Annotated in this window: 22 protein-coding genes; 20 read left to right on the top strand and 2 right to left on the bottom strand. The window is 63.1% G+C overall.

The genetic code is table 11. The features are described from left to right. The first annotated feature begins 167 nt into the window (after window positions 1-167). The 3 genes from dcp (at window position 168) to ACF3M1_RS17095 (ending at window position 3,477) form a co-directional block, all read left to right on the top strand. A complete protein-coding gene (dcp, locus tag ACF3M1_RS17105; protein ID WP_394002703.1) occupies window positions 168-2,318 on the top strand; it encodes a peptidyl-dipeptidase Dcp in 2,151 nt (716 codons plus the stop codon). A gap of 294 nt (window positions 2,319-2,612) precedes the next feature. Continuing rightward, entirely contained in the window at window positions 2,613-3,047 is a 435-nt protein-coding gene (locus tag ACF3M1_RS17100; protein ID WP_394002701.1) for a hypothetical protein, read from the top strand. Window positions 3,048-3,120: 73 nt separating this feature from the next. Further along, window positions 3,121-3,477 carry a transposase gene (locus ACF3M1_RS17095; RefSeq protein ID WP_394001076.1) on the top strand — a complete coding sequence of 119 codons (357 nt, stop codon included), beginning with the start codon at window positions 3,121-3,123 and terminating at the stop codon, window positions 3,475-3,477. Between the two features lie 134 nt (window positions 3,478-3,611). Here ACF3M1_RS17095 and ACF3M1_RS17090 read toward each other — a convergent pair. Then, window positions 3,612-4,726 (bottom strand): IS3 family transposase gene (locus ACF3M1_RS17090; protein WP_393999965.1). Its coding sequence is split into 2 segments (ribosomal slippage): window positions 3,612-4,474 and window positions 4,474-4,726, totalling 1,116 coding nucleotides; the frame shifts between segments, so codons are not numbered across the junction. Window positions 4,727-4,834: 108 nt separating this feature from the next. On the opposite strand from ACF3M1_RS17090, the gene ACF3M1_RS17085 reads away from it, so the two are divergent. Next, window positions 4,835-5,488 (top strand): IS3 family transposase, encoded by a 654-nt coding sequence (locus ACF3M1_RS17085; RefSeq protein ID WP_394002700.1) that lies wholly within the window; start codon window positions 4,835-4,837, stop codon window positions 5,486-5,488. An 85-nt stretch (window positions 5,489-5,573) separates the two neighbouring features. On the opposite strand, the gene ACF3M1_RS17080 is transcribed toward ACF3M1_RS17085, so the two are convergent. Then, complete coding sequence (locus ACF3M1_RS17080) at window positions 5,574-6,665, bottom strand: IS110 family transposase (protein WP_394002698.1); 1,092 nt, start codon at window positions 6,663-6,665, stop codon at window positions 5,574-5,576. A gap of 60 nt (window positions 6,666-6,725) precedes the next feature. Between ACF3M1_RS17080 and ACF3M1_RS17075 the strand changes: the two genes are divergently transcribed. From ACF3M1_RS17075 to ACF3M1_RS17000, 16 genes are all read left to right on the top strand, one after another. After that, window positions 6,726-7,013, top strand: a complete 288-nt coding sequence (locus ACF3M1_RS17075) for a hypothetical protein (RefSeq protein ID WP_394002696.1) — start codon at window positions 6,726-6,728, stop codon at window positions 7,011-7,013. Window positions 7,014-7,271: 258 nt separating this feature from the next. Continuing rightward, entirely contained in the window at window positions 7,272-7,751 is a 480-nt protein-coding gene (locus ACF3M1_RS17070) for a T6SS immunity protein Tdi1 domain-containing protein (protein WP_394002695.1), read from the top strand. Between the two features lie 169 nt (window positions 7,752-7,920). Then, a complete protein-coding gene (locus tag ACF3M1_RS17065; RefSeq protein ID WP_394002693.1) occupies window positions 7,921-9,438 on the top strand; it encodes a serine hydrolase domain-containing protein in 1,518 nt (505 codons plus the stop codon). A gap of 336 nt (window positions 9,439-9,774) precedes the next feature. Next, window positions 9,775-10,332: a hypothetical protein gene (locus ACF3M1_RS17060; protein ID WP_394002691.1), complete on the top strand. Its 558-nt coding sequence runs from the start codon at window positions 9,775-9,777 to the stop codon at window positions 10,330-10,332. 96 nt (window positions 10,333-10,428) lie between these two features. Then, complete coding sequence (locus tag ACF3M1_RS17055; protein WP_394002689.1) at window positions 10,429-10,818, top strand: hypothetical protein; 390 nt, start codon at window positions 10,429-10,431, stop codon at window positions 10,816-10,818. Between the two features lie 219 nt (window positions 10,819-11,037). Continuing rightward, window positions 11,038-11,313: a hypothetical protein gene (locus tag ACF3M1_RS17050; protein ID WP_394002687.1), complete on the top strand. Its 276-nt coding sequence runs from the start codon at window positions 11,038-11,040 to the stop codon at window positions 11,311-11,313. 168 nt (window positions 11,314-11,481) lie between these two features. After that, a complete protein-coding gene (locus tag ACF3M1_RS17045) occupies window positions 11,482-11,736 on the top strand; it encodes a hypothetical protein (RefSeq protein WP_394002685.1) in 255 nt (84 codons plus the stop codon). 194 nt (window positions 11,737-11,930) lie between these two features. Beyond that, window positions 11,931-12,209: a hypothetical protein gene (locus ACF3M1_RS17040; protein ID WP_394002683.1), complete on the top strand. Its 279-nt coding sequence runs from the start codon at window positions 11,931-11,933 to the stop codon at window positions 12,207-12,209. 175 nt (window positions 12,210-12,384) lie between these two features. Next, window positions 12,385-12,771: a hypothetical protein gene (locus ACF3M1_RS17035; RefSeq protein ID WP_394002681.1), complete on the top strand. Its 387-nt coding sequence runs from the start codon at window positions 12,385-12,387 to the stop codon at window positions 12,769-12,771. A gap of 450 nt (window positions 12,772-13,221) precedes the next feature. Continuing rightward, entirely contained in the window at window positions 13,222-13,623 is a 402-nt protein-coding gene (locus ACF3M1_RS17030; RefSeq protein ID WP_394002680.1) for a hypothetical protein, read from the top strand. A 204-nt stretch (window positions 13,624-13,827) separates the two neighbouring features. Continuing rightward, a complete protein-coding gene (locus ACF3M1_RS17025) occupies window positions 13,828-14,097 on the top strand; it encodes a hypothetical protein (RefSeq protein ID WP_394002678.1) in 270 nt (89 codons plus the stop codon). Beyond that, on the top strand, window positions 14,090-14,695 hold the full coding sequence (locus ACF3M1_RS17020; RefSeq protein ID WP_394002676.1) for a hypothetical protein: 606 nt from the start codon (window positions 14,090-14,092) through the stop codon (window positions 14,693-14,695). Before ACF3M1_RS17025 ends, ACF3M1_RS17020 begins: the two co-directional genes overlap by 8 nt. A 527-nt stretch (window positions 14,696-15,222) precedes the next feature. Further along, on the top strand, window positions 15,223-15,303 hold the full coding sequence (locus tag ACF3M1_RS17015) for a DUF2200 family protein (RefSeq protein ID WP_394005312.1): 81 nt from the start codon (window positions 15,223-15,225) through the stop codon (window positions 15,301-15,303). A gap of 134 nt (window positions 15,304-15,437) precedes the next feature. After that, the gene (locus ACF3M1_RS17010) at window positions 15,438-16,001 is read left to right on the top strand and encodes a YdeI family protein (protein ID WP_394002674.1); all 564 of its coding nucleotides are present in this window, start codon (window positions 15,438-15,440) and stop codon (window positions 15,999-16,001) included. A 381-nt stretch (window positions 16,002-16,382) separates the two neighbouring features. Continuing rightward, window positions 16,383-16,634 carry a hypothetical protein gene (locus tag ACF3M1_RS17005; protein WP_394002672.1) on the top strand — a complete coding sequence of 84 codons (252 nt, stop codon included), beginning with the start codon at window positions 16,383-16,385 and terminating at the stop codon, window positions 16,632-16,634. 400 nt (window positions 16,635-17,034) lie between these two features. Continuing rightward, the gene (locus ACF3M1_RS17000; protein WP_394002670.1) at window positions 17,035-17,766 is read left to right on the top strand and encodes a DUF6597 domain-containing transcriptional factor; all 732 of its coding nucleotides are present in this window, start codon (window positions 17,035-17,037) and stop codon (window positions 17,764-17,766) included. The last annotated feature ends 43 nt before the right edge of the window (window positions 17,767-17,809 follow it).

Here is a 17,809-nt window from a genome sequence, read left to right as displayed (position 1 = left end):
CCGGCGCCGCGTGATCCCGGGCCGGCGACTTTGCCGAGTGCGGGCATTCGTGCGCAGCCAACCAACGGCACATCCGGAGCGCCCCACGCAGGCGCACGCTTCCGGGCTGGCGGGCCGCACGTGGCGACCGACGCCATCCCCGCGTTGCCTTTCCGGAGTGCTGCCCCATGTTGCGTACGCTGCTTCTCTCTTCCGCGATTGCCCTGGCGCTGAGCGCCTGCGGTGACCGCAGTCCCGCCGAGTCCACGATGCCCGCCCCCGAATCCACCACCGCCGCGCCGGCGCAGAACGCCCTGTTCACCGCCAGCACACTGCCGTTCCAGGCGCCGCCCTTCGACACGCTGAAAGACGCCGACTACCAGCCCGCCATCGAGGAGGGCATGAAGCAGCACCTGGCCGAGATCCGCGCCATCGCCGACAACCCCGACGCGCCGACCTTCGAGAACACCATCGAGGCCATGGAGCGCAGCGGCGAACTGCTGACGCGCAGCGCCAACGTGTTCTTCATGCTCACCGGTGCCCACACCAACGCCACCCTGCAGGCGGCCGAGGAAGCGCTGGCGCCGAAGCTCGCCGAACACAGCGACGCGATCTATCTGGATCCGGCGCTGTTCGCGCGCGTCAAGACGATCTATGACCAGCGCGCCACGCTCGGCCTCACGCCCGAGCAGACCACCGTCGTCGAACACACGCACGACGGCTTCGTCCGCGCCGGCGCACTGCTGAGCGATGCCGACAAGGCCGAACTGCGCACGCTCAATTCCGAGTCGTCCACGCTGTCCACCGCGTTCGGCAACAAGCTGCTGGCCGCCAACAACGCCGGCGGCGTGTTCGTTACCGATGTGGCCGAACTCGACGGCCTGGACGAAGGCGCGATCGCCGCCGCGGCCGATGCCGCCAAGGCCGCCGGCAAGGACGGCCAGTGGCTGCTGAGCCTGCAGAACACCACCCAGCAGCCGGTGCTCGCCTCGCTGAAGAACCGCGGCCTGCGCGAGCGCGTGCTCGCCGCATCCACCGGCCGCACCGAGAAGGGCGACGCCAACGACACCCGCGCCACCATCCAGCGCCTGGCCGATATCCGCGCGCGCCAGGCGCAGCTGCTCGGCTTCCCGAACTACGCCGCCTACAGCATCGCCGACCAGATGGCGAAGACGCCGGAAGCGGCGCTCAAGCTGCTCACCGACACCGTGCCCGCCGCCACCGCGCGTGCGCGCGCCGAGCTGGCCAAGATCCAGGGCGTGGTCGATGCACAGAACGGCGGCTTCACCGCCGGCGCCGCCGACTGGGATTTCTACGCCGAGCAGGTGCGCAAGGCCGATTTCGATCTCGACGAGTCGCAGATCAAGCCCTACTTCGAGCTCGACCGCGTGCTCAACGACGGCGTGTTCTTCGCCGCCAACCAGCTCTACGGCATCACCGCCAAGGAGCGGACAGACATTCCCGTCTACCACCCCGACGTGCGCGTGTTCGACATCTTCGATGCCGACGGCAAGCAGCTCGCCCTGTTCTATCTCGACCCCTTCAAGCGCGACAGCAAGCAGGGCGGCGCGTGGATGGGCAACTTCGTCGAGCAGAACGGACTGACCGGCACGATTCCCGTCGTCTACAACGTCGAGAACTTCACCAAGCCTGCCGCCGGCCAGCCCGCGCTGCTGAGCTTCGACGACGTGACCACCCTGTTCCACGAGTTCGGCCACGCCCTGCACGGCTTCTTCTCGAAGACGACGTACCCGTCCGTCGCCGGCACCAACACCCCGCGTGACTTCGTCGAGTTCCCCTCGCAGTTCAACGAGCACTGGGCACTCGACCCCAAGGTCTTCGCCAACTACGCCAAGCACCACCAGACCGGCGAGGCCATGCCGCAGGCGCTGGTCGACAAGATCGTCACCGCGCGCACCTTCAACCAGGGCTACGCCACCACCGAATACCTCTCGGCCGCCCTGCTCGATCTCGCCTGGCACACATTGCCCGCCGGCGAAGCCAAGCAGGACGTCGACGCCTTCGAGAAGCAGGCGCTCGAAAAGTACAAGGTCGACCTCGCCGCCGTGCCGCCGCGCTACCGCACGAGTTACTTCAGCCACATCTGGGGCGGCGGTTATGCGGCCGGTTACTACGCCTACTTCGGCGCCGAAGTCCTCGACCACGACGCCTTCCAGTGGTTCCGCGAAAACGGCGGCCTGACCCGCGAGAACGGCCAGATCTTCCGCGACAAGATCCTGTCGATCGGGCATTCGCGTGATCTGGCGGTGGCGTATCGCGAGTTTCGTGGGAAGGAGCCGAGCGTGGAGCCGCTGTTGGAGCATCGTGGGTTGAGGTGACGCACGGCTGACGCGTGAGGCGCGGGCTTACAGAAGCAACACGGATCGGGGCGGCCTTCGGGGCGCCCCGATTCGTTTGGGTCGTGCATATCGAACAATTCGAGCGAATAAAGCGTTATCGCGCGAAAGTTTCGATATGCGCAGGATGCCAACGCGGAGTCGAGCAGGTATGCCTCGCTCAAGCGCCTGATGGAAAAGGCAGAACAGAACCGATTGACCCCCGGACGGTCACGGGACAGGATGTGCATATCGCGCTTTTCGAGCGCTATATATTGTTAGCTGCTAGGGGACAACGTGGCGACTGCAATAACAGCATTGCTTTCCATACTTGGCGTACTGGCTGGAGCGCTGCTTCAGCACCGTCTCAGTCGTCGATCTCACCATGAGAGCCATCTCCTTGAGGCACGCAACTCCGCTTACATTGATTTTCTTGAGGCGGTGTCACTGGTCGTCGCCGCGCAACGGATGGGTAACAAGCAAAGAGAGATTGAGCAGTTGGCTCGGCTCACTCACGCTAAGGCCCGCATCTGCATCTTCGGAGAGGAGCACGTCGTCCGGCGTCTAGCTACTTTCTGGGCAGCCGGCGCAACCTTGGAGACAGAGCAGGAGATCCTAGCCTTCACCCGGTTCTGCATGGACATTCGCAAGTCTCTTGGCATCAAGGACAAAGCGTTCCTGCACAGTGAGGTTTCGCAGCTGCTGTTTGCCATCAACCCGGCACGCAGCTAACAATTCATTCAAGCCGACGCGGTAGTTCCTTCGGTTTAGTGGACACCCTGACCTAACGATCAGGAGTGTCTTCATGCCAGCACCAGGACCCAGAACAACGTATCGCTACAGCGATCATTTCAAGGCCACCGCAGTCCGACTGAGCGAGCTTTCAGGCGTGTCCGTACGCGACGTCGCCGAGTCGCTTTACATCCATCCCTTCATGCTGTCTCGTTGGCGAAAACTGGCCCGCGAGGGGGTGATCGTGACCAAGGGAATCGAACTCGACAAGACCGTGGCCGCAGAGCTCAAGGCGCTGCGCGAAGTGAAGCGCAAGTACGAACGGCTGCAGGTCGAGCATGACCTTTTAAAAAAAGCCATCGCGTTCACTTCCAGTCCAAGGCCGACATCTTTGCCTTCATCGCGCACCACCAGGAAGCCGCCCCGGTGAGGACGATGTGCCGCCTGCATGGTGTCAGCGCGTCCGGCTTCTATGCCTGGCAACAGCGTCCGCGCAGTACACGCGCTGTCGAGGACGCCGCGCTGGTCGAGCGCATCAAGGGCGTGCATGCGTAAGCTCCCCCGTCAAGCAGACACTTCAAAAGTAGAGCTTTCGGCGTGGTGTCTGCGGTACTCGAGCGGGGTCATTCCGCCGAGCGAGTCGTGGGATCGTTCTTCGTTGTAGTCGATCATCCACCAGTGGGTGGCTTCCCGGACGTCGTCGAGACGGACGAAGAGATTGAGGTCAAGCACTTCCTCGCGGAATGTGCGATTGAAGCGCTCGATGAAGGCATTCTGATTTGGCTTGCCGGGCTGGATGTACTGCAGCGCCACGCCGTTCGCCTTGAGCCAGTTGGTGAACGCATCGCCCAAGAACTCGGGACCGTTGTCCGAGCGCACGACCTGCGGCAAACCATGATCGCGTTTGATCTGCTCGAACACACGGACCAGCCGTTGCGAGTTGATCGACGTGTCCACTTCGATGTGCAGGGCTTCTCGGTTGAAGTCGTCCACGACGTTGAACGTGCGAAACCGTCTGCCGCAGGCGAGCGCGTCGCTCATGAAATCGACAGACCAGACCGTGTCTGGCAGCCTCGGCACATAGAGCGGCACCCGCTCGCGCTTGGGCAGGCGCCGTTTGGCGGCGCGGCGCAGGTTGAGTTTCATGGCCTTGTACACGCGATAGATTCGTTTGGGATTCCAGGCCGGCTGCTGCTTGCGAAGATGGTTGCTGCACTTCCAGAAGCCGCGGCTGGGGTGCGCCTCAACGAAGCGCGCGATTTCAGCGATCAGCTCGGCATCGCGCACCGTCCAATCCAGAGGCGGCGCGTACCACGCCCCTCGCGACAAACCGACGCATGCGCAGGACCGGCGCAGCGGCCGCGCGTGGACCTCGACGAGGAACCGCACGGCCTCGCGCTTGCGCGCCGGCCCTAGAGTTTTTTTGCGATCAGGTCCTTCATCGCTGCGTTGTCGAGCGCCAGCTCGGCATACATCCGTTTGAGCTTGGCGTTCTCGGACTCGAGCTCCTTGACCCGCCGAAGCTCGGAGGCCTCCAGGCCGCCGTACTTGCTCTTCCACTGGTAGTACGTCGCGGTGCTGATGCCGACCTGGCGACAGATGTCTTTGACCGGCACGCCTGCGTCGGCCTGCTTGAGCGTCGCGATGATCTGCGTCTCGGTGAACTTCGATGTGCGCATGGGACCTCCTGGCTGGGAAACGATGCCAGAAAGATCTACTTATGCGGTGTCTGTCAGACGGGGGAGCTTACGCATGCACAGAGCCGCGAGACCTACGGCAGCCCGCGTGTGCACGCCGCCTTGCAGCAGGCAGGTGAACAGGTCGGCCGTCGCCGGGTCGAACGCTTGATGCGGGAAAACGGCGTGCGCGCCTGCTCATCGCGTCTGTACCGAAGGCGCCCAGGGCTCGCGGCGTTTCTCGCCAGCGTGGAAAGTCGCGCGCATGCCGAACGGGTCGAGCGCGTGGACCAAGTCTGGGTTGCGGACGTGACCTACCTCAAAGTGCAAGGCCAGTGGCGCTATCTCGCCACGATCATGGACCGCTGTTCGCGCCGCCTGCTGGGCTGGGCATTGGGCAGGGACCGCACCAGTGCACTCACGCGTCGCGCCTTGGCATTTGCGCTGCGCACGCGACGACCGGAGGCGGGCACGCTCTTCCACAGCGACCGCGGCATCGAGTTTATGGCGACCGACTTCAAGCTGCAGCTGCAACGCGCCGGCTTCGTGCAATCGGCCAATCGGCCGCGCCGCATGACCGACAACGCGCACATGGAATCCTGGAACAAGACGATGAAGTCCGATCTGTATCACCGGCACACCTTCACCAGCGACGACGCGCTTCAGGCTGCCATTCGCAGCTACGTGGATTTCTACAATCACCAGCGCCTACACTCAGCCCTCGACTACCGCACACCCGCCGATTACGAACGTGCATGCGCCTAACCAGCAGGTGTCCACTTTTTCGAAGGAAGTCCCATCCGCTTCGCGGATCGGCTTAATTCAGCAACTGTCTTGAGCTGGGTCGATTTCAGGCGGCGATCGCAGCATCTCCCGCGCCCTTTAATTCGTCCCGCCGCCTGGCGTTGACGATCGTCAGCAGCTTCCGCATGCAGGCCACCAGCGCGACCTTGCCGAGCTTCCCGCGCGCCCTGAGTTGCTGGTAGTGCGCACGCAGCGTCGGGTCCCAGCGCACGGCCGAGAGCGTGGCCATGTAGAGCGCCACGCGCACCGGACCCCGCCCACCGCGGATGCGACGCTTGCCGTGCATCTGGCCGCTGTCGCGATTCATCGGCGCCACGCCGACGAGCTTCGCGATTTGGTGGCGTGTCAGAGTGCCGAGCTCGGGGAGCAGCGCGAGGCTCGTGGCCTGGAAGATCGGGCCCATGCCCTTCGACGATTGCAGCGCCGGCGTCGCATGAGCCTGGAGCAGGGCGCGCATCGCGCGATCGATGGCGGCGAGCTCGCGCGTGAGTGCGGAAATCGTGCGCATCATGACCTTGCGCACCGCCGGCGATGTCAGCGCGGTCTGCTGCTTCTGCGCCTGCAGCGTGGTCACGACCTGGCCGCGCCGGCGCAGCCAATCCCGCAGTTCCCGCTGCCAGGGTGCAGGTGCTTCGTAGCGACGCAGGCGGTCTGCGAACAGTCTCGACATCAGGCACAGCAGGCCTGCGTCGATTGCATCCGTCTTCGCCAGCTCGCCGGTCGCACGCGCGAAGTCGCGTGCCTGGCGAGGATTGATGCGTGCGACCCACAGGCCTGCATCGCAGCGCGCCTCGAGCAATGCATCCTCGTAGCCGTCGGTAGCCTCGACGACGATGCGCGCGTCGGCAACGTCATCCAGTCGTCGAACCAGCTTGCGGATGCCCGCTGCGCTGTTGGCGAAACTCGTCACCTTGGCCACGCCCTCGATGGCGACATCCAGCGCCGCCTTGCCTACGTCGACCCCTACTGCCGTCATCTCGATTCTCCGATAGAGTTGGCTGGTCGAGAGCATCGCGCCCGGGCCCACGCTTATCAGTTCGAGGGAGACCTCGTGCAACTGTCCGGGCGCAGGGCGCGAGATCCGGCGTGTGGCCCCTGCTGAAACGGTGCTGCTACACCGAGGCGTTAACGGGCGCACACGCCGGGCTCTCGGCGCCTACAGTAGGGAAACTGGAAGACATAAGGCGTTAGGGATTACATGACAATTTCAAACGAGGTCATTGAGCAGATCATCAGAGATGCGGGCGCCGAATTCGACTCGCACGAGATCATCCTTAAAATCGCTCAGCAGAACCAGCGGTCGTATGTGGCGGAACTTGCGGCACTTCAGACCGATACGCCTTTTCAAACGTTTCACTCAATGCTTGGAAAACGCATCAAGGCGATATGCGAGCAGCATGGATACGTCGGCGAGGCGTCGCGTAGCCAAGATATTTTCGGTCATTACAGTAACTGCGTTTTCTGGTCTCGCAATGATGATCACTAGAAATTGGCTTAAGCCAATGCCGCGTCACGCCACGGCTTGGCTCTGTCGTCAGGATGTACGCACGACAACGTGGCTTCATAAGTGAGAACAGGGGTCAGAGTTAAATTTTTTAGGGTTAGTACGCCGCTAATGGCAAGGTGGCGCGTACGCCGGTAGACGACCGCAGTGCTGCTGTTTATGCACGAAGTGATCCGTCTGAAGACTAATTCACGCCAGCACCGCTCCGCGGCGAGGCTCAGCTCAAGTGTCAGGTCGTAAATGAAAATTACTTGGCGGGAACTGGCAGTAGATCTGTCAGGTCAGTCATCTGATGATTTGATGAGGGAGTGGCGCTGGCTCGTCCCTGAAGCTCTGTCGCTTCGGATGGTTTCAGCTTTAGGTGATGCTTTCTTGGAGGATGCATCCGGCGCCATCTACTGGCTTGACACTGGTGGAGCAGAGCTAACCCGAATAGCGGATAGCAGGGAGAATTTTGACTATTCGCGCCAAGAGCCGGAGTTAGCGGATCGATGGTTCGCACCTCAGCTTGTGGGCGACCTATTGTCGGCTGGCCACAGCCTTGGCCCTGGTCAGTGTTTCAGCTACAAGACTCCCCTGACTCTCGGTGGCGATTTCAAGCCTGACAACTTTCATGCGAGCGACTTGATAGCGCACTTTAGGACGCTCGGTAAGATTCAGTCGCAAGTTAGAGACCTTCCGCTGGGCACGCTAATTTCATCAGTTGCACTCAGTGACTAATGCGTCCTTCCAGTAACGGGGTCAGGTTAACTTATTCGCGCGGAAGGGCAAAAACAGGGAAAACAGTGGTCAGAGTGCAATTTTCCATGCCTGCATTCGGGGTCACATGGGAGTCAGGCGGATTTACCACGCGACGCATCGCCCTCGACCATCACTTCCAGGAGGTTTCGTGCAGTATTCGATGCGATTCGTTGCTGCGTGCGTCCTGTGTGTGGGCGCCATCGCCTGCGCAAGCCCTCGCGGTGCAGTGGCGCAGGAGACCTACTGGCCGACGCAGGGATGGCGCGCCTCGTCCCCGGAAGCACAGGGGATGGACTCCGGGTTGCTGGCCGACGCGCTCGACTACGTCCGTGATCACCAGACCCCGATCCACAGCCTGACCATCGTTCGCGACGGCCATGTCGTACTGGATGCCTATTTCTGGCCCTTCCAGGATGGACAAGTCCACGATCTCGCATCCGTCACGAAGAGCGTGACCTCGACGCTCGCCGGGATCGCGATCGGCAGGCACGAACTGGACCTGCGCCAGCCGCTGACCTCGGTTTTCGATCGACGACGAATCGCGAATCTGGACGAACGGAAAGAGCGCGTGACCATCGAGCATCTGCTCACGATGACCTCCGGACTCGATTGCGACGCCAGCCGCGGAGAAATCACGCTCTCGCGGATGCGGGAAAGCGCCGATTGGACGCAGTTCATGCTGGATCTGCCGATGCGCGATGAACCTGGAAGCCACTTCGAATACTGTTCCGGTGGCATGCACCTCCTCTCCGCTGCGATCACCAATGCAACGGGCCTGAGTGCACTCGACTTCGCGCGTCGCGAGCTGTTCGATCCACTCGGCATCGGTAACGCGGCATGGCCGGCCGATGGGCAAGGGGTGTCGCATGGATGGGGCGATCTTCGACTCGAGCCCCTCGACATGGCCAAGCTGGGCTATTTGTGGTTGAACAACGGCCGGTGGGAAGACCGACAGCTTGTCCCGGAGGCGTGGATGCGTGCTGCCGTCCAGCCGCAGCTGGCGCGCAATGGTCACAGGTACGGATACGGTCTATGGGCTTATCCAAGCAGGCAACCACCGCTGTTCGAGGCGGAGGGGCGGGGCGGCCAACGTATCAGCGTCACCCCGGAGAAGAATGTCGTCGTTGTGTTCACGGGCGGAACGTTCGAGCCCGGCGACATCGGGTCGTTCATCCTGCGCGCCATCAAGTCAGATCAGCCCTTGCCGGAAAATGCATCGGCGGCTGCCCGACTGGCGACCGCTGTGGGAGATGCGGCAACGCCGCCGCATCCAGTGTCATTCATGTCACCGCTGGCGAGCACGGTTTCGGGAAAGCGCTACACGCTCGCGGAAAACCCTCTCGACCTGAAATCCTTCGTCCTCACGTTTTCGGGAGCCGAGGCCGCGCAGGTCCAGCTCGAACTGGGCGATCGCAGCGATCCGCCGAAGCCGGTCGGGTTGGACGGCGTGCCGCGCGTGTCCTCGGACGGCAATTCCGGCTTGCCTGTCGCCGTCAGCGGAAGGTGGGAGAGCGAAAGTACTTTCCTCCTCGAGTACAACGAGATCGGAAACATCAACACGTATCGGTTTCGGCTGAGGTTTTCTGGCGATGAGGTCGAAGTGCAACTGAGCGAACGATCTCGGGTGATTCCGACTGCACGATTTCGCGGGACGTCCGCCGATTAGTGCACCGGCCGTAAGGGCGGTCTCTCACTGACGTTCGCAAGGCGCACGCCACATAAGATGTCGCGTTTGGGCGACCGCTGTTGCAGCACGCGGGCGCCTCATCCAACGTATCGCGCCACTGATCGCGCCTATAAGAGGGGGAAGGTCCCCTTCCTATTCGGTGTTCACGCGCTGATCGGACGAGGCTAGTGGTTGCAGAATGAGACGGTCGCAGCCGTGGTCGCGCGCGATGTTTGTGGACGTCTGCTGGCATCTGTTGTGGGATGCCGGTGCCAAAGTCATGTTTTTTGCCAGGCCGCTTCACGACCCGGTGCAGGCAACGCTCAAGGAACCGAGATGACGAAGTTCGAACGAATCGCCGGGAACGTGCCGCCAGGCACGCGACTTCCGGATGAATTGCGGCTGCTCTGCGACTACCTGGATAGGTCCGGCTATCCCATCAGTGGATGCATGAAGCTCAGACCGGATGACTTCGGGGGTGTCCGGGCGTGGTTCGATGGCGACGAGGACATGGCGAACACGTTCGCCTACTTCGGCGCAGGGCCGGACGGCTCCATTCTCGCGCTCTGGCTGCTTCACGGCCCCGATGCGACGACCGCGCCCGTCGTTCACTTGGGGTCGGAGGGAGGCAACAACGTCGTCCTCGCCAAGGATTTCCGGACATTCATGCAGCTCTTCGGTGTGGGATACGACGAGCTCGGTTTCGACGACCTCACCATGCCGCCTGGTGATCCGGCTTCGGCTGAACGCTTGCGCGGCTGGCTGGCATCGGAGTTCGGAATCGTCTGTCCGGAGACCGGGGACGGTCTCGTGGCGGAAGCAAAGGCTTGCTGCCCTGACGTCGAAGAGGTCATCCAGCGCTGGTACGAGGCTCGCTTCGGCGAAAAGACCTAGAACGGAAGTAACGATGCCGGGTTTACGTCATCGCATTGGTGGGCGCAAGACGCCGCGCATGATAATCGTGTGACTAATATGCGCTTGGGGAGGAACATGAATCTTGTTGTCTTGGCTGTCGTGCTCGGGCTCTTGGCTTCGCTCGCATGCCTGCGCGCATTGATCGTGCTGGTCAAGCGGCGAAGGCACTACCCCGGACATCCGCTGGCATATCGGTTGAAGCTATCGGCACTGATTGCCCTGCTTTGTCCGACGCTTGTGCTCGGGGGTCACGGTGGACTGCCGATGCCGACCGTGGGAGGACTTACGGCCGTACTCGTGACCCTGCAGTCGATCCATGATCTTCGACTCTCTCTGATTGCCTTCGGGCACGAGAACGCAGCGGTGCTGATACTGCCCGCGCCGGCCCTATTTCTTCTAGTCCTCGCGACCCTGTGCGTGATTCTCGGTGAAAGCGAGCCGAAGCTCTTCGTGTGGAACGAGTGATAGTCGATGCGTGAGGTGATAGCGGCGCTAGGTTCAATTCCTTGCACACGCTTGCAGCAGAAAATTCGCGTTGAGGAGCGTCGGATCCACCTGCATGATTTCTCTCCTCTTCGAACAATCAGAGTGATGTAGCTTCGAGTTAATCGAAGTCGCTTCTGATGACTTTGTCTGCGTTGCTGCAATTCAGATCGGTTTTTTGCGAGGTGCGCCGGAGAGACGATGGCGATTCAACTGGAAGACTTCAATCTGCTTCTTCATGGTGCGATCGCAGAAGCACGGTCAGCTGGGATTGTTGATCCAGCAGATGCGCTGGAAGCGAAAGCCTCGGTCGCCTACACAACTTCGTCGGAGTTCCTGGGCGAAGTGGGTCAAGCGATCGTGACATTTCTCAGCGAAGGTGACGCGGCAGTGCCGCCGGCGGCCGTACGCAAACTTGATCGTTGTCTTCTGCAAGTGCAACGCGTTTGGCCTGAGATTCGCGTGCGCAGACGATGATGGTGAGAGGCTAATTCTGATGCGCGGATCGGACTGATTCGCGGATAACGGGGTCAGGTTCACTCATTCCTGTGTAAGCGTCGCGCTGGGCATCAACTGCGAAAGGCGCGGCGCTCCGTCATGTACACGAGCCCTATGAAAGCAAGTGCCCTACATCGATGTTGTGCAGTGCTGGCCGCGGTGACAGTGGCAGGTGCGATCGCGTTTTTCGTCCCCTACATCGCGGACGCATCGACGTTCGAAGGGAGCGCCGGATACCTGTCGGCACTGCTCTTTCTCCCGGCGCTGGTGGTGGTTGCGTTGGCGATGCGGGCCTGGGGTAAGCGACTTGTTCCGCACACGTCGGCCTATCGCGCAACCCTGGTGGCTTACGGCTTGCTCTCCATTCCAGCCGTCTTTGTCATCGGCACGCTGCTTTTCTGACGCGGCCGCTACAGCACTCGACACGTAGATGAGATTCGCGTGCCGGGACTGCAGCGCCGGATTCACTACTTCTCATCGTCGCGACGGAAGATGGACGCAGGCGCCAGTCCTCGAGACCCGAATCGTACGCGATTGCGAATGCAGAAGATGCGTTCCCTTAGACTTGCGGTTCTGAAGCGAGTGGTCCGGATACCTTGAAACTGACGCCCACCCCCATCACGGCCGCCCTTGCAGGCATCGTCGCAGGCGCCGCGATGTCGGCGTTCTGGCTGCGACTGGCGGACGACACCATGCTGATGATCGTCGCCTTCCTCTTGGCCGTGGCGCTGCCGGCGCACGCGTTCGTTGTGGGCTTCGGGCCCAATCAGATGGCCACTGCAGGCACCCTCGATACGGCGCTGCTCAAGCGCGGCGCGATCTGGCTGCTCTCTGCCGGTCTTGCGATCGGAGTGACGCAGGCGCTCCACACATAAGGTTATCGTGCCGTCTGCGCGCTCATGCGTTGGCGAATCACGCAACGGGACGACGCCGCGAGAGACATCTGATCCAGGTCGTCTCGCGGACTACAGCTGCGTGTGTTGGCGTCGCTGCGTTTCGCATGTCAGGTCGTAGCGCTGTCGATCAAATACCGGTTGCCCGGGAGGCACCTTGTCGATCTCCATCTACTCCACCGCGAAACGCAGATCAGCCGTCGATGCGACAGAGCAAGCCGCTGTCTCCGCGATCGTCAGCCGGTATTCCGTCGACGACAAGATCGAGCGCCTCCTCGCCACCGGCCAAGGACTCAACTGGGAGTCCTTCCATTTCACTTTGAACGCCGAGTCTGCAGGGCTTTTCAGGAAAGCCACGGTGTTCTCCGGATCGACGAAGCTCCCCGACAACGAGGAAGACGCACTCTGGATCGGGCTGCAGCACTGGTGCGCGTGTCTGTCGGAAATTCGCGCCGCGCTGCGCGGCTGTGACTGGAATGTCGCTGTCGAGGACCATGCGCTGCACTGGGATGCGAGCAGGCAGGCCTACGATCCTTCGAGGTAACCACAGTTGACCGTTGCGTCGAATCGATCCTGCTACCGGGGGTGCGTACCAGGCTCACCTGACCGCCCCGACTGATTCTGTAGACACGAGAGGTCCCCTGGAATGACGGAGGAGATGTTCGACGCAACCTGCGCCGCCCGAGACGCGTTCTACGCGTCTTTAGGCCACGTGGAGCCCGCGATGTCATCGCGCATGCAATCAACCCCGCCTTCATGGGCGGACCGATGTGGCCTGCGCTGCGACAGGCGTTCAGCGTCATTCGCCGGGGTTCGAACACGATCGTCGCCTCCAATGGACTCTCGGATCCGTTCGATGACATCGACGAACCGAATACCGGCTTCGGCATCGAGATCTATGCGGAGACACAAGACCTGATCGGCGGCGAAGTCTCACAGACCGATCTGTTCCAGCTTGTCTACGCCACCGCGCAGCAGGCGGCGTGCTGGTCGGATGGCCGAATTCGTGAGGACGCATGGGGTCATCACAATGGGGTTGTACGCGGACGACTGCGGTCTGCACGCGTATCAGAACGAAGCTGGCGAGGTCGGCATCATGATCGGCGTTGAGCATCCGCAGATCTCGAAGACTGTCGAGTTTCCCGGCGGAGAGGTCATCTTCGCAGCGGTCCAGATTCTGACGCCGGACGAGCTGGCCTATGTCGTCGAGGCACGCGCCGAGGGCAGGCAGATCCTGCACGGCAAGCTGAAAGCGGCCGGCATCCACCACATGCTGACGCCGGGTCGCGCTTCGCTGTTAGCGTCGCCCATGCCCCGACCTGATACCACGCCCGAATCAACTCGACGGGACAGCAAGAAGCCTTGGTGGAAAGTCTGGTCGACAGGCAGACGATAGCGTCGGGCGAGCTTGATTGAGAGGCTGAGGGAGACAGATCCGCTTCTCGCCTAGATCTTCGCCCGGGCTGATCAAGCAGTTGCGCACTCGATATGAGCGCTTGGCCGCGCGAACGCACCCGCGAAGACGCTCGCGGCCGTCTTGTTGAATCGTGTACGCCGCATGCGCAACAGTGTTCGGCGACATCTGCAGACGGAGCAAGCAATGCCGCAGAAGGAATGGCGCACCCGCGTGAACGGACATGAGGTCCGCGTGGTCAACTCGTGGACCGGGGGCACGCGCCTGTACATCGACGGCGATTGCCGCGACCGCAATGCGGGTCTGTTCGCACCGGTCTGGATGCCGTGGCTGTCCGCGCGACTGGTGCACGGCGATCCGTCCAGTGATCTGATCGAGGTGCGGATCGTCGCGCGGCTGCGCGTCAAGGCGCAGATTCTGGTAAACGGGCAGTACATGGCCGGCGACCGTGAGTGAGTTCGCCGCGCCGCGCCGGCAGCGCCTCGCGCGTCAAGCCAGCATGCTGGTATTACTTTCGTTGGTATTGGCCGGCTGCATGCACGCGGTCGGGCCTGCGCAGACCGTGGCACCCGAACCGTATCCCTACCGCATCGTCGACGCCGCCGAAATCGTCGGCCACATGCGTGACGCCGATGTGGTTGCCGATGCTCGGCTCGATGCGTTTCGCTTCGAAAGCGGCGCCGACGGCATGGACGGCACGATGGTCTGGACGGCCATGCATTGCCACGCGGGCGATTGCGTAACGGGTCAGACGTTCCGCACGCGGTTCGCTGCGGGGTTCTACACCGCGGGTCCGTTCTGCAATGCGCGTCAGGGCTGCGTGGTCTCCGGCGGACTCGACGCACAAACCGGCAAACGGTTCTTCGCGACATTCACGCGTATGCCGTACGAGGCCCAGACCGAGGGCCGGGGTGTCCCGCAGCCCGGGATGACCAGCCTCAATCGCGGTCACTACCTCATCCACGACGGCGAGCTGCTGCACAACGACAGTCACTACAGGATCGACGCGCGGCACGATGATGTGGTGTCGCGAGTGCGTAGTGATAGCAGGTGAACGACGCGGCGCATTGCCCGACCAGATCCTTAAGCGAAACACTTGCGCTTTTGCGCTTTGAAGAGGCGGTGGCCATCGGGCAGTATTCTGGGCTTCCTCCATTCAGCGAAGTGTCGGATCGCAATGCGACCCGCACCAATCGTCTAGAAATTCCGCGGTCGGGGCATCACGCGTGAGCGACCGACAGCTGCAGCCCAGTTGTACCGGCGGCGCATTTCCGCCATCGCGAATCGTCCGGCAGGAAATCAAGAACATTGCAATGTTCAGCTGGGTGCGATTGGACGTGGTTTTCGCAGAGTGTTAGATATACCCAGGCAGATCGCGCGTGCCTATCGTCGTTCGCTGTTGTTTTGAGATGAGGACCGGTTGATCGATGCGCCAGCGCTGCGACTTGCCGCCTCTAGTGTGAGACGGACAAGTTGCTTGAATCAATCATCGGATAACGGGGTCAGGTTCACTTAATTGCTGTGGAAGCGTCGCGCCCTGCATCAACTGTGCGAGGTGCGGGGGATGTCGAGGACCCGCTGATGCGCAAGATCCGCCAGCTGGACAAGCTGGTCGACGAGCTTGCGAAAGGCCGGCCGATGGAGAAGATTCTCCGGCAATGACCGGTCACGCCCGCGCGTGAAGCGACCGACGCGGGCGTGTCCTCGTCCCGCCAGGGGTAACGCCATGCGCGCCCGGGGGCTCCGGGCAACGCCGGCATGCCCGCCCACCACGCCAACGCGAATCCGAGTGCACCATGTCGTCGATCCGCTTCTTCGAGACTGCAGCCGACTTCCGTGCGTGGCTGGCCGAGCACCATGCACGCGCCAGCGAGCTGCACGTCGGCTTCCACAAGGTGGGCGCCGGCCGGCCGAGCATGACGTGGCCGGAATCGGTGGACGAGGCGCTGGCCTACGGCTGGATCGACGGCGTGCGCCGGCGCATCGATGCGGCGTCCTACCAGATCCGCTTCACGCCGCGCCGACCGGGGTCGATCTGGAGCCGGGTCAACCTGGCCAAGGTCGAAGCGCTGATCGCGCAGCAGCGCATGCAGCCCGCGGGGCTGGCCGCGTATGCGGCGCGCACCGCCGAGAAATCCGGCGTGTATGCGTTCGAACGCGCGCAGCCGGCGGCACTGGCGGCGGACGAAACGCGTGCATTCAAGCGCGAGGCGGCGGCCTGGCATTACTTCGAAGGCACACCGCCGGGATATCGCAATGTGGTGCTGCACTGGGTGATCAGTGCCAAGCGCCCTGAAACCCGTGCAAGCCGTCTGGCGCACCTGATCGAGGCCTGCGCCGCGCAGCGGCGGCTGCGGTAGCGGGGTAGGGCCGGTGGTGCGACGGGGACCCGATGCGATGCACCCGCCTGTCGAATGCCTACGTTCCGTCGCACGCACGCCGCCGGGAACCGAACGACGATCACGATTGTCGCGGCCGCGTCCGCGCGCAGACCATGGCCTGGATGGACGCCGACCGCACGGAGTGTTAGACATAACCGGGCGAGAAACCGGGACGGCCTTCGTGGGCGACGCATTCCCGGTGTATCGCCTGACGAATCACCCGGACGCTGTCCGCTCTTTCACTGTCCGCAGTGGGAGTCAGGACAGCCCCCTCGATTTTGCAGAACGCCCGATGTCAGGGCCTCGCGCCGAATCCGTGCAGTTTGGTGGGGTCGGTGAAATCTTTTCCTGGAGGAAGCCATGAAGAGGATCGTGTTGTGCGCCACGGCGCTGATCGCCACTCACGTCGCCTTTGCCGAGGAGGTTGCGCAGAAGCCGGCGCCGGCGGAAGAGCCGAAGCAGATCTGCACGCGGGAAAAGCCCGTGGGCACCAACCGGCCGATCCGCGTCTGCAGGGATGCCGAAGCCGTGCAGATGGTGGGTGAACGGTCGCGCGATGCGTTCGAAACCGCGCTGAGGAACCGCTTCAATCCCGCCGAGTCCCAGCCCTGACTGCTCCCGCAGGGTCCGCGCGGTGGCGGTCGGAACACGGGGCGTTACCCGACTCTCCGCGGTGAAAACGGAGAGCGGACCCCGGGCGGCTCGCCGGCGGGTGGAACGGGACGAATGCAGGGCACTGACGAGGTGCCCCGCGTGTCCACTTGACCTCGCGCCCTCCGGGTTTGATCCGGGGGGCAGTCGACCAAGGTCGACGCAGCAATCGTGTGGTAGCGGATGCAACACGCGGATGTGAAGCACCGCTCGCTGTCCCGGACCTTATCGAGAACAGACCAGCCGAACGCATCCCTGTGGTCCGGATGCCGAAGCACGGTGCCGGCCGGGTAGGCCTGACGTTCGGCACGGATCTGCAGGATCGCACCGCGGGCGCGCGCAGCGATGCCATCATCGCCCCATGCCCGGCCCGCCACCGCCGTCTCCTTATCGCGAAGCGTGCCCGCCGGCGGTGCTGCGGGATCGTATCCGGCGCGTCTGGTCCTATCGGGCCGATGCGGGCCCGGCGTCGACGACGCGCGTGTTGCCGGACGGCTGCGTCGATCTGATCTGGGACGGGGCGCGCCTGTTCGTCGCCGGGCCGGACCAGCAGGCGGTCACGGTGACGCTTTCGGGTGGCGCGCAGCTCACGGGGCTTCGCCTCGCGCCCGGCGTGGCCCATCGCCTGCTCGGTATGTCGATGCACACGCTCGCCGACCAGCGCGTCGAGGCCGATGTCGTGCTCGGCCCACGTGGCGGCGAATTGCAGCAACGCCTGGTCGACGGCGCGGACCCGATGCGCACCCTGCTCACGGCAGTGGCGCCGATCGCGGTGACGCCCGATCCGCCGATGGCCTGGCTGTTCGCGCAGTTGTCCGGCACGCAGCCGGCGCGCCTGCCCGCGCTGGCGCAAACGCTCGGCATCAGCACGCGCAGCCTGCATCGCCATTGCCTGCAGGCGTTCGGCTACGGGCCCAAGGTGCTCGACCGGGTGTTGCGGCTGCAGCGCCTGCTGGCGCTGGCCCCCGACGCCGGCACGTTGACCATGGCCGCGCTCGATGCCGGCTATGCCGATGCCACCCATCTGGCTCACGACGTGCGGCGGCTCACCGGCCTCACGCCGACGGCGCTGATGCGCGAACACCGCGGCTGAATTCCGGCCGGGCGTGGCGTCTGTCCGATTTCTGCAAGCCAGC

The sequence above is a fragment of the Luteimonas sp. WGS1318 genome (assembly GCF_043187535.1).
GTDB lineage: Bacteria > Pseudomonadota > Gammaproteobacteria > Xanthomonadales > Xanthomonadaceae > Luteimonas.
Note: the sequence above shows the minus strand (reverse complement) of the source record. Positions and strands in the feature narration are given on the sequence as shown.

Bases quoted from the DNA above. Each gene is read 5' to 3' on its own strand.
- ACF3M1_RS17000 (WP_394002670.1), top strand. From the start codon at position 17,035: ATGCCCGGCCCGCCACCGCCGTCTCCTTATCGCGAAGCGTGCCCGCCG.
- ACF3M1_RS17030 (WP_394002680.1), top strand. From the start codon at position 13,222: ATGGCCGAATTCGTGAGGACGCATGGGGTCATCACAATGGGGTTGTAC.
- ACF3M1_RS17055 (WP_394002689.1), top strand. From the start codon at position 10,429: ATGAATCTTGTTGTCTTGGCTGTCGTGCTCGGGCTCTTGGCTTCGCTC.
- ACF3M1_RS17075 (WP_394002696.1), top strand. From the start codon at position 6,726: ATGACAATTTCAAACGAGGTCATTGAGCAGATCATCAGAGATGCGGGC.
- ACF3M1_RS17015 (WP_394005312.1), top strand. From the start codon at position 15,223: ATGCGCAAGATCCGCCAGCTGGACAAGCTGGTCGACGAGCTTGCGAAA.
- ACF3M1_RS17010 (WP_394002674.1), top strand. From the start codon at position 15,438: ATGTCGTCGATCCGCTTCTTCGAGACTGCAGCCGACTTCCGTGCGTGG.
- ACF3M1_RS17050 (WP_394002687.1), top strand. From the start codon at position 11,038: ATGGCGATTCAACTGGAAGACTTCAATCTGCTTCTTCATGGTGCGATC.
- dcp (WP_394002703.1), top strand. From the start codon at position 168: ATGTTGCGTACGCTGCTTCTCTCTTCCGCGATTGCCCTGGCGCTGAGC.
- ACF3M1_RS17060 (WP_394002691.1), top strand. From the start codon at position 9,775: ATGACGAAGTTCGAACGAATCGCCGGGAACGTGCCGCCAGGCACGCGA.
- ACF3M1_RS17095 (WP_394001076.1), top strand. From the start codon at position 3,121: ATGCCAGCACCAGGACCCAGAACAACGTATCGCTACAGCGATCATTTC.
- ACF3M1_RS17070 (WP_394002695.1), top strand. From the start codon at position 7,272: ATGAAAATTACTTGGCGGGAACTGGCAGTAGATCTGTCAGGTCAGTCA.
- ACF3M1_RS17005 (WP_394002672.1), top strand. From the start codon at position 16,383: ATGAAGAGGATCGTGTTGTGCGCCACGGCGCTGATCGCCACTCACGTC.
- ACF3M1_RS17025 (WP_394002678.1), top strand. From the start codon at position 13,828: ATGCCGCAGAAGGAATGGCGCACCCGCGTGAACGGACATGAGGTCCGC.